The 10,693-nt window shown below is 71.2% G+C and carries 9 protein-coding genes; all 9 read left to right on the top strand.

Going from position 1 to position 10,693, the window contains the following annotated elements:
* Position 1 precedes the first annotated feature (1 nt).
* Positions 2 to 346 (top strand): hypothetical protein, encoded by a 345-nt coding sequence (locus G4Z16_RS32300; protein ID WP_246530672.1) that lies wholly within the window; start codon positions 2 to 4, stop codon positions 344 to 346.
* 109 nt (positions 347 to 455) lie between these two features.
* The gene (locus G4Z16_RS04225) at positions 456 to 947 is read left to right on the top strand and encodes an SRPBCC family protein (RefSeq protein ID WP_197349248.1); all 492 of its coding nucleotides are present in this window, start codon (positions 456 to 458) and stop codon (positions 945 to 947) included.
* 740 nt (positions 948 to 1,687) lie between these two features.
* Positions 1,688 to 4,174 (top strand): PQQ-dependent sugar dehydrogenase, encoded by a 2,487-nt coding sequence (locus G4Z16_RS04220; protein WP_425508146.1) that lies wholly within the window; start codon positions 1,688 to 1,690, stop codon positions 4,172 to 4,174.
* 14 nt (positions 4,175 to 4,188) lie between these two features.
* A complete protein-coding gene (locus G4Z16_RS04215; protein WP_197349246.1) occupies positions 4,189 to 5,628 on the top strand; it encodes a ThuA domain-containing protein in 1,440 nt (479 codons plus the stop codon).
* A gap of 434 nt (positions 5,629 to 6,062) precedes the next feature.
* Positions 6,063 to 7,211: an inositol-3-phosphate synthase gene (locus G4Z16_RS04210; protein WP_197349245.1), complete on the top strand. Its 1,149-nt coding sequence runs from the start codon at positions 6,063 to 6,065 to the stop codon at positions 7,209 to 7,211.
* Positions 7,208 to 8,146 carry an SCO3242 family prenyltransferase gene (locus G4Z16_RS04205; protein ID WP_246530671.1) on the top strand — a complete coding sequence of 313 codons (939 nt, stop codon included), beginning with the start codon at positions 7,208 to 7,210 and terminating at the stop codon, positions 8,144 to 8,146. The genes G4Z16_RS04210 and G4Z16_RS04205 overlap by 4 nt, the downstream gene beginning before the upstream one ends.
* A complete protein-coding gene (locus G4Z16_RS04200; RefSeq protein WP_197349243.1) occupies positions 8,143 to 9,099 on the top strand; it encodes a sugar phosphate isomerase/epimerase family protein in 957 nt (318 codons plus the stop codon). Before G4Z16_RS04205 ends, G4Z16_RS04200 begins: the two co-directional genes overlap by 4 nt.
* Positions 9,093 to 9,818, top strand: coding sequence for an EboA domain-containing protein (locus tag G4Z16_RS04195; protein ID WP_197349242.1), 726 nt, complete (start codon positions 9,093 to 9,095; stop codon positions 9,816 to 9,818). Before G4Z16_RS04200 ends, G4Z16_RS04195 begins: the two co-directional genes overlap by 7 nt.
* Entirely contained in the window at positions 9,818 to 10,678 is an 861-nt protein-coding gene (locus G4Z16_RS04190) for a TatD family hydrolase (RefSeq protein WP_197349241.1), read from the top strand. Before G4Z16_RS04195 ends, G4Z16_RS04190 begins: the two co-directional genes overlap by 1 nt.
* Positions 10,679 to 10,693 lie beyond the last annotated feature (15 nt).

The raw sequence follows: 10,693 nt of genomic DNA, 5'->3' as shown, positions 1-10,693 counted from the left end.
CGTGTCTGACCTGACTCAACTCATGTCGCAGGTATCGACGGGTGGGGTGAACGGCGGCGCCATGGGGATTCCGGTCGAGGTCCAGCGCTTTATCGAGAAGCTGACTTTTGCAGACCCTGAGGACATCCATGAGTCGCTGCAGGAATCCATGGGCGAGGATTGGATGGCACTGCCCGTCTGGGCACGCAATCTTGCCTTCCGCCTCCTGTGCCTGCAACGACCTGACGACGCCGAGATTCTCGGACAAGCCGGATCGGACCTCCTGAGCTTCGGCCCGGACTGGGATGATCACGCCGAGGAATTGCTGGCCCGCTCGCAGGAACTCAAGACCAGGAAGGAAGAGTGAGCTTTTCTAGCGTGCGGGCCGGGGCAAACGTTGACATGCCGTGACTGAATAGTATGAGGCGAGCCTGCAAGTGCATGCCTTTTCAGTCGGGAACCTGGAGCACTTCGCCATGAGGTACACCGTCTCCATCGAGATCGCCCTGCCGCGGGAGAGGGTGGTGCAGCTGCTCGCCGACCCGGCACACATGTCGAAGTGGCTGCGAGGTCTGGTACTGCACGAGCCGCTGAGTGGGGTGCACGGGCAGGTCGGTACCGAATCGCGGGTCGTGATGCAGATGGGGAAGCAGAAGATCGAGTGCACCGAGACCATCACGCGCCGGGAACCGGCAGACCTGCGCGGGATCCCGAAAGGGAGCGTCGTTCACCTCGACCGCGAGATCGTCGGCGAAGGCATGTGGAGTGCCGTGCGCGACCGGCTGACCGAAGCCGGTCCGGAGACGACGCTCTGGGTGAGCGAGAGCGAATACAGGTTCAACAGCTTGCTGATGCGGCTGGTGGGGCTCCTGATGCCCGGCGCCTTCCGCAAACAGTCGCAACAGCACATGCAGGACTTCAAGGCCTTCGCCGAGCAGGGTAAGGACGTCCGCGAAGCGGAGGACTGATCCACGATCAGCGTTCGTCTCCCGAAGAGTGGTGAGCAGCCGACGTTACGGCGGGCCGACCACCATGAGTGTGTCGGCCGACAAGACGTCGGAGTTCGCGAAGCAGAGCTATCAACCGCCGCCCGCCCGCGGGCCGCGGCTTTCGTCGGCACGAGTCCGTCCAATCCTTCCGCCATCTCCGGTGGCCACCGCCCCGTTCGCCGCGCACCTCGAACTCACGCATCGTCACGAAGCGTGACCCCCCCTGTCCATCACCCGCACCCGTAGGCCGGCCCCGCGTAGTCGCCAGGTGACCTGGCCCGCGTCACCGTGCGGCAACCCGTGTCGAGACAGGGGCACAGCTCGACGGACCCCAACCACCCGCAACCCTGCGTGAGTTCACGCTCCCTCACACTTTGTCCACCTCGTGGAAGAAGCCGACTTGGACGGTGCCAAAGGGGTTTCCGTATTGGACGAAGATGGCTAACGTCCTTGTGGTGTACCGGACATGAGCCGCTTTCCCCCTCGATCGCATGCACGACCGGTACATCCGCAATCCGGTGATCCCGGGCCCCACACCGGCGATCAAGTCGGCGCGACGGCGCGCGCCTGTGCCAGCACGACGGTCTACGACACCTCGGTCACCCACCGTTCTCCCTCTCAGGAGGAGTCGCGTGCACAGGATCACCCGCTACTCATCCCTGCCCTACGGACCCCACAGACACCCACGACAGCGCCTGTCGCCGACCAGGCCGCGACGCCTGCTGCTGCCGCGGCTGCCGCGACGGCCACGCGCCGCGTTCCGCTCCCGCATTGCCCTTCTCGTCTCCGGCGTCCTGATCGCCGGCGGCTTCACGCTCGGTGCCGCCCCGGCCACCCCGGCTTCGGCATTGGAAGCGCCGCAGGGCGCGGCCGCCGCCAAGAAGGCCGCCGACTTCCAGCAGGTCACCCTGGCGAAGGGGGCCGCCGAGACGGGCGAGCCGATGACGTTCGCCGTGCTGCCCGACAGCTCCGTGCTGCACACCTCGCGCGACGGCACCCTGCGGCTGACCGACAAGGGCGGCGCCACAAAGGTCGCCGGGGAGATCCCCGTCTACAGCCACGACGAGGAAGGGCTCCAAGGCGTCGGCGTGGACCCCGGCTTCAAGGACAACCGCTTCGTCTACCTCTACTACGCGCCGCCCCTGAACACCCCCGAGGGCGACGCCCCCGAGACCGGGAATCCCGACGACTTCAGGCCGTTCGACGGAGTGAACCGCCTCTCCAGATACGTGTTGAACGAGGACGGCACCCTCGACGCGGACAGCGAGAAGAAGATCCTCGAAGTCCCCGCCAGCCGCGGTCTGTGCTGCCACGTCGGCGGCGACATCGCCTTCGACGCCGACGGCAACCTGCTGCTGTCCACCGGGGACGACACCAACCCGTTCCAGTCGGACGGCTACTCGCCGATCGACGAACGCGCCGACCGCAACCCGGCGTTCGACGCGCAGCGCAGCAGCGGCAACACCAACGACCTGCGCGGCAAGATCCTCCGCATCAAGGTGAAGGGTGACGGCTCGTACGGCATCCCGGAGGGCAACCTCTTCGAGCCGGGCACCGAGAAGACGCGTCCCGAGATCTACGCGATGGGCTTCCGGAACCCGTTCCGCATGACCGTCGACAAGCCCACGGGCATCGTCTACGTCGGCGACTACGGCCCCGACGCCGGCGCTGCTGACCCGGCCCGCGGCCCCGCCGGACAGGTGGAGTTCGCGCGCGTCACCGAGGCGGGGAACTACGGGTGGCCGTACTGCACCGGCGACAACGATGCCTACACCGACTACGACTTCGGCAGCGGCGGGTCCGGCGGGAAGTTCGACTGCGCCGCCCCGAAGAACGAGTCGCCCAACAACACGGGCCTCACCGATCTGCCCCCCGCGCAGGCGGCCTGGATCCCCTACGACGGCGCGTCCGTACCGGAGTTCGGCGACGGTTCCGAGTCGCCCATGGGAGGCCCCGTCTACCGCTACGACAAGGACCTCGACTCGGCTGTGAAGTTCCCGAAGGAGTACGACGGGGACTTCTTCGCCGGCGAGTTCGGGCGGCGCTGGATCAAGCGGATCGAGCAGGACAGCTCGGGAGGTGTCACGTCCATCAACTCCTTCCCCTGGAGCGGCACTCAGGTGATGGACATGGAGTTCGGCCCGGACGGTGCGCTCTACGTGCTCGACTACGGCACCGGCTTCTTCAACGGTGACGAGCACTCGGCGGTCTACCGGATCGAGAACGCCACCGACGGCCACAGCCCCATCGCGGAGGCCAAGTCGGACAGGACCAGCGGGCAGGCGCCGCTGGAGGTCGCCTTCTCCTCCGAGGGCAGCAGCGACGCCGACGGCGACGAGCTCAGCTACAGCTGGGACTTCGGTGACGGAGCCACCTCCGAGGAGGCGAACCCGACGCACACGTACACCGAGAACGGCACGTACTCCGCGACCGTGACGGCCACCGACCCCGGCGGTCGCACCGGCAGCGCGAGCGTCATCGTCACCGTGGGGAACACCGCGCCGACGGTGCAGCTTCAACTCCCGCAAGACGGGCAGCCGTTCAACTTCGGTGACGAGGTGCCCTTCAAGGTGGAGGTGACCGACCCGGAGGACGGCGACATCGACTGCTCCAAGGTCGAGGTCAGTTACGGTCTCGGCCACGACAGCCACGGCCACCCGATCACCTCGGCCAAGGGCTGCTCCGGGACCATCAAGACCAGCGCGGACGGCGAACACGACCCGAACGCCGACATCTTCGGGGTCTTCGACGCGGAGTACACCGACAACGGAGGCGGCGGACAGGACCCGCTGACCGGTCACGACCAGAGCATCCTCCAGCCCGAGCACCGGCAGGCCGAGCACTTCACCGCATCGGCCGACGGTGTGACCGTTGCCGACGCCGAGGGCGCCGAGGGCGGACGCGCGGTGACGGGCGTGGACGACGGCCAGTGGATCTCCTTCGACCCGTATGTCACCGAGCACGTCACCGAGTTGTCCGCGCGCGTCAAGAGCAGCGGCAGCGCGAGCGGCACAGTCGAGGTACGTGCGGGAGGCCCGGACGGCACCCTGCTGGGCACCGCCGAGGTCGGCACCGGCGACGGCTGGCGGGACGTGACCACATCCATCGAGAACGCCCCGCAGGGCACCGGCAAGCTCTGCCTGGTGTTCAAGGGCGGCGCGGGCGACCTGTTCGACCTGGACAGCTTCAAGGTCACCACCGGCTGAGAGGAGGAGAGCACATGAGACGAACACGCAGATCACGCACCGCTCGGCCGGCACGCACCGCTCGTCCGGCACGAAGGGCGTGCACGACACGTGCGGCCCTCACCGCGGCCTCGGCGCTGCTGCTGACGGCGACGGCAGCGATGCCGGTGCAGGCTTCGGCGCAGAAGAAGCCGCCGCACGAGGGCGAATCCGTGCTGGTCTTCTCCAAGACCGCCGGCTTCCGGCACGACTCCATCCCCGACGGGATCGAGGCGCTCCGCCAGCTCGGTGAGCAGAACGGATTCACCGTGGACGCCACGGAGGATGCCGGCGACTTCACCCCGGGACGTCTCGCCGCCTACGACGCGGTGGTCTTCCTCTCCACGACCGGTGACGTGCTCAACGAGGCACAGCAGACCGCCTTCGAGGGGTACGTCGAGGACGGGGGCGGCTACGTCGGCGTGCACGCGGCGGCGGACACCGAGTACGAATGGCCGTGGTACGGCGGGCTCGTGGGCGCGTGGTTCGACTCGCACCCGGCGATCCAGCCCGCCACGGTCGATGTCGAGGACAGGGCCAACCCGGCCACCGCCCACCTGGGCACCGTCTGGGAACGCACCGACGAGTGGTACAACTACCGCTCGAACCCGCGGGAGAACGTCCACGTCCTGGCGGCCCTCGACGAGGGCTCGTACACGGGCGGCACCATGGGCGGCGACCATCCCATCGCCTGGTGCCAGGAGTACGGCGGCGGCCGGGCCTTCTACACCGGCGGCGGACACATCAAGGAGTCCTACGCGGACGACGCCTTCCGCGCGCATCTGCTCGGCGGCGTGCGCTGGGCGACGGGGGCCGCGCAGGCCGACTGCCGTCCGGAGAACGGCTACACGGCCGTCTACGACAGCGGCACCGGGCTCGGCGAGTGGAAGCAGGCCGGGCCCGGTCACTTCGAGGAGAGCGACGACGGGACCCTCCTAACCGTCGGCGGGATGGGCCTGTTGTGGTACCAGGCCGAGCAACAGGGCAGCTATTCGCTGAAGTTCGACTGGAAGATGACCGGGGACGACAACTCCGGTGTCTTCGTGGGCTTTCCCGCCTCGGACGACCCGTGGTCGGCGGTCGACAACGGCTACGAGATCCAGATCGACGCGACGGACGTACCGGAGAAGACGACCGGCTCCGTCTACGGATTCCAGTCGGCCGACCTCGAGGCCCGTGACGCGGCACTCAACCCGCCCGGGGAGTGGAACACCTACGAGATCCGCGTCGAGGGCGAACGTCTCCAGGTCTGGCTCAACGGCACCCGCATCAACGACTTCACCAACACCGACCCCGCACGCAGCCTCACCGACGGCCACATCGGCCTGCAGAACCACGGCGACGGCGACGACGTGGCCTTCCGCGACATCAGACTGCGCCAACTGGCGCCCGCCACAGCCTCCGGCGACAGGGCTCACGAGGGAGGCGAGCACTGAGCCGAGTGCCCGGCCGCGCCCCACCGCCCGGTGGCAGGCGGGACCGGGCCCGAATGTGAACCGCCGTCCGGCACACGCCGGATGACTGGCCGCAGCCTGCGGTCCGTCCACACGGTGTCCGCAGGTCCGAGGGGGGCCGCGGACCCGTACAGGCGGCGGGCGAGGAGAACGCCGACTCCTCCCCGCCGCCCCAGCCGTGAACGGTGCGGTGCCCGACCCGGGTGCCGCACCCCCCGACCGCGCCGAACCGGAACGGCACCGGCCCGGCGCCCGCTCGTCCCGACCCGGCTCCGTCACGACTCCGGCAGGTGCAACTCCTCAACTCCGGTTCCGTGCGGCGCCGTTCGGCCCCCTCACTGCGTCATCCCGCGACACACCGCGACACGCCGCGACACCCGGTCCACCCGTACACCCCCTCACAGCGGAGGCAGGCCGTGACCGAAGTCAATGCGAACCAGCCCGACGCCACCCCGGACGGCGCCCGCACCGGAGTGTGGCTCATCGGAGCACGCGGCTCCGTCGCCACCACGGCGATCGCCGGCTGCGCCGCTCTCGCCTCCGGGATGCATCCCCCGACCGGCATGGTCACCGAGACCGCCGCCTTCGCCGGATGCGGCCTGCCACCGCTCGGGCGGCTCGTCTTCGGCGGCCACGACACCGCGTCGTGCCCGCTGCCCAAGCGCGCCGAACAACTCGTCGCGGCCGGTGTCCTCCCGCACGGCCTCCCCGCCGCCGTGCACGACTGCCTCGCCGCCGCCGACGCGTGCATACGTCCCGGCGGCCCGCTGCCTCAGGACCCCCGCGACGAGGACGAACTGATCGGCACCTTCGCCGCCGACCTCAGGGACTTCGCCCGGGATAACGGGCTCGCCCGCACGGTCGTGGTCAACGTCGCCTCCACGGAAGGCATTTCGGGCGACGACGATCCCGCGCTGCCCCCGAGCTCCCGCTACGCGGCCGCCGCCCTCCGCGCCGGATGCGCGTACGTGAACTTCACGCCGTCCACCGGGCTGCACCACCCAACGCTGCGTGAGGAGGCCCGCCGCTGCGGACTGCCGCACGCGGGCCGCGACGGCAAGACCGGTCAGACGCTGCTGCGTTCCGTGCTCGCGCCGATGTTCGGGCAGCGCGCGCTGCCCGTACGCGCCTGGTCGGGCACCAATCTGCTCGGCGGGGGCGACGGGGCGTCGCTGGCCGACCCCGGCGCCGCTGCCGCGAAGAACGCCGGCAAGGAACGCGTGCTCGCCGACAACCTCGGCGGACTGCCGGAGGGCCGGCTGCACATCGACGACGTTCCGGCGCTCGGGGACTGGAAGACGGCCTGGGACCACGTCGCCTTCGACGGCTTCCTCGGCTCCCGCATGGTCCTCCAGACCATCTGGCAGGGCTGCGACTCGGCGCTCGCGGCGCCCCTCGTGCTCGACCTCGCGCGCATCGTCGCCCGCGCCCACGAGGCCGGTATCGGGGGAGCGGTCGGCGGGCTCGGTTTCTACTTCAAGGATCCCGACAGCGGACCCGCGGACCTGCCGGGACAGTGGCACGAACTGCTCGCCCTGGCCGGCCGGTTGCGGGCGCTCGCGTGAGGGGCGGGAGCGCGACCCGCGAACCCAGCGGCACCGGTGCTGCCGCCTGGGCCGAACTCCTGCGTGTATCGGCCCTGTTCACGGTGCCCGGCGACGCGGTCGCGGGCGCCGCGGCAGCCGGGCACCGGCCGAACCGCCGCACGGTGCTGGCGGCCGGGTCGTCGCTGTGCCTGTACGAGGCGGGCATGGCCCTCAACGACTACTCGGACCGGCACATCGACGCGGTCGAACGCCCCGGTCGCCCGATACCGTCCGGACGCATCACCCCGGCACGGGCGCTGGCGGCCGGTGCCGTATTGACGGCCGCGGGACTCGGCCTGGCCGCCGCAGCGGGCCGCGGAGCGCTGCTCACGGCCACCGCGCTGGCCGGCACCGTCTGGGCCTACGACCTGCGGCTCAAGCACACCGCACTCGGGCCCGCCGCGATGTCCGCCGCCCGCGGACTCGACCTCGTCATGGGCGCGGCGGCCACCGCGTCCGCCTCCGCGCACCCGGTCCGCCGCCGGCCCGGCGTGCGCCGCGAGGTGCTGCAGGCCGCCGGACTCCTCGGAGCCCACACTTTCGCCGTGACCACGGTCTCGCGACGGGAGACGCTCGGCGCGTCATCGGCGGTGCCCCTCGCGGCGCTGGGCGCCGTCGGAGCGGTCGCGGCCGGCGCCGGGGGAGCCCTGGGGGGCGCTCGTGGCGGGACGACGGGGAGAGCCGGGGCGCTGATGGCCGCGGCGTACGCAGCCACAGCCGCGCGCCCGCTCGTCCACGCCGTCCTCAACCCGTCGCCCCCGCTGCTGCAGCGCGCCGTCGGGGGCGGAATCCGCGCCACGATCCCGCTCCAGGCCGCGCTGGGTGCGCGTGCGGGACGGCCCGGAGCGGCCGCCCTGGTCCTCGCGCTGCTGCCGTCGGCCGCCCGGCTCTCACGGAAGGTCAGCCCCACATGACCGCGCCCGCACAGGACTCGCAGCACCCAGGCCTGCGCTACGCGTACGGCACCAACGGCCTCGCCGATCTCAGGCTCGGGGACGCTCTCGCCCTCCTCGCCGACCTGGGCTACGACGGCGTGGGACTCACCCTCGACCACATGCATCTCGACCCGCTCGCACCCGACCTGGCGCGGCGGACGGCCGCCGTGGGCAGGGCACTCGGCCGGCACGGGCTGTCGGTGACCGTGGAGACCGGAGCCCGCTACGTGCTCGACGCCCGCCGCAAGCACCACCCGACCCTCCTGGACCCCGACCCCGAAGCACGCGCGGCCCGACTGGAGTTGCTGCTCAAAGCCGTACGCGTGGCCGCCGATCTCGGCGCGCACGCCGTGCACTTCTTCAGCGGCTCCCTGCCGAAGGGCGCCGACGTGCACAGCGCCTGGCCCCGCTTCGTCGACGGCGTCGACGCGCTGCTCTCGGCGGCACGGGCCGCGGGCGTGGCGCTGGCCGTCGAGCCCGAACCGGGCCATCTGCTCGGCGACTTGGCGGCGTTCCACCGGCTTCGCTCCGGACTCGGCGAGCCGGAGGGCCTCGGTCTGACCCTGGACGTCGGGCACTGCCTGTGCCTGGAGTCCGAGGCGCCGCACAAGTGCGTACGGGCCGCGGCCCCCTGGCTGCGGCATGTGCAGATCGAGGACATGCGGCGCGGCGTGCACGAACATCTCCCGTTCGGCGAGGGGGAGTTGGACGTGCCGCCGGTCCTCGCCGCGCTGCGCGAGTCGCGGTACGGGGGACTGGTCACCGTCGAACTGCCCCGCCACTCCCACGCTGGCCCCGACTGCGCCCGCGACGCACTCCGCTTCCTGCGGCGGGCCGAGGCCGAGGCGGTAGGTCCAGGGGGCGGAACCAGCCCCGGAGGAGCCACGGAAGACCTGCTGCCCGGGAAGGAGAGAGGAGCCGCACCATGCTGAATCCCAGAGCCCCTCACGACCCGGATCCCGCAGCCCCGCGGCTTCCCCACGCGGACGAACACCCCACGCTCCAGGGCATCGAGGACCGGCTCGACTGCCAACTGGACGACACCGGCCGCAACTGGCTCCGCGAGGCGCTGGCGGATGCGGCGCGCGCGCCCGGGGAGGCCGCCTGGGAGCTGCACTTCGCCTCCGCGGGACGCCACTGCGGACGCAGGGCCGCAGGCGACGCCCGCGTCCTTCTCCTGCACGCGGCAGCCGCGGGCACGGACACGCTCACGCGCCTGTACCGGCAGGGCACCGCCGCCGAACGCGCCGCCGTGCTGCACGCACTGCCCCTGCTGCCCGCGGGCGCCGCACCGGAGGCGCTGCCGCTGGTCGAGGACGCGCTGCGCGCCAACGACACCACTCTCGTCGCCGCCGCCGTCGGCCCGTACGCAGCCGCGCATCTCGATCCGCACGGCTGGCGGCACGCGGTGCTGAAGTGCCTGTTCACCTCCGTCCCCCTCGGCGCCGTCGCCGGGCTGGCGCGCCGTGCCGGCGGCGACGCCGAACTGGCAAGGATGCTCACCGACTTCGCCCACGAATGCACCGCCGCCGGCCGTCCCGTACCCGCGGATCTGCACCGCGCCCTCGACCTGACGGGATCGGCGAGCCCGCCCGCCGGCACCGGCGCACCGGAGGAACCCGCCCCCGCGCACCCGCCCGAGGAGTCCTGATGCGCATCTTCGACCCGCACATCCACATGACCTCGCGGACCACCGACGACTACACCGCCATGTACGAAGCGGGCGTGCGCGCCCTCGTCGAACCCTCCTTCTGGCTCGGCCAGCCCCGCACCTCGCCCGGGTCCTTCTACGACTACTTCGACTCCCTCCTGGGCTGGGAGCCCTTCCGTGCCGCCCAGCACGGCATCGCCCACCACTGCACGATCGCCCTCAACCCCAAGGAGGCCGGCGACCCCCGCTGCGTGCCCGTACTCGACGAACTGCCCCGCTACCTCGTCAAGGACGGCGTCGTCGCCGTCGGCGAGATCGGCTACGACTCGATGACGCCGGCCGAGGACACCGCGCTGGCCGTGCAGCTCCAACTCGCCGCCGACCACGGCCTGCCCGCCCTCGTGCACACCCCGCACCGCGACAAGGCCGCGGGCCTGAGGCGCACTCTCGACGTGCTCCGTGAGTCCTCCCTGCCGCCGGAGCGCGTCGTGCTCGACCACCTCAACGAGGCCACGGTCGGGGAAGCTGCCGACTCGGGCTGCTGGATGGGCTTCTCCATCTACCCCGACACCAAGATGGACGAGGTCCGCATGGTGCGGCTGCTGCGCCTGCACGGCACCGACCGCGTCCTGGTCAACTCCGCTGCTGACTGGGGCCGCAGCGATCCGCTCAAGACCCGCGCCGTGGGCGACGCGATGCTCGACGCCGGCTTCACCGACGACGAGGTCGACCAGGTGCTGTGGCGCAACCCCGTCGCCTTCTACGGGCAGAGCGGCCGTCTGGAACCAGAACTCGAACCGGCGCCGCCGGCGGAACCGGCCACGCACGAGGGCAACTCCATTCTGCGCGGCGGGGAATGAGGGGGATCGGCTGAC

The sequence above is a fragment of the Streptomyces bathyalis genome, from assembly GCF_015910445.1.
GTDB lineage: Bacteria > Actinomycetota > Actinomycetes > Streptomycetales > Streptomycetaceae > Streptomyces > Streptomyces bathyalis.
This window is presented reverse-complemented; position numbering and strand designations above follow the sequence as displayed.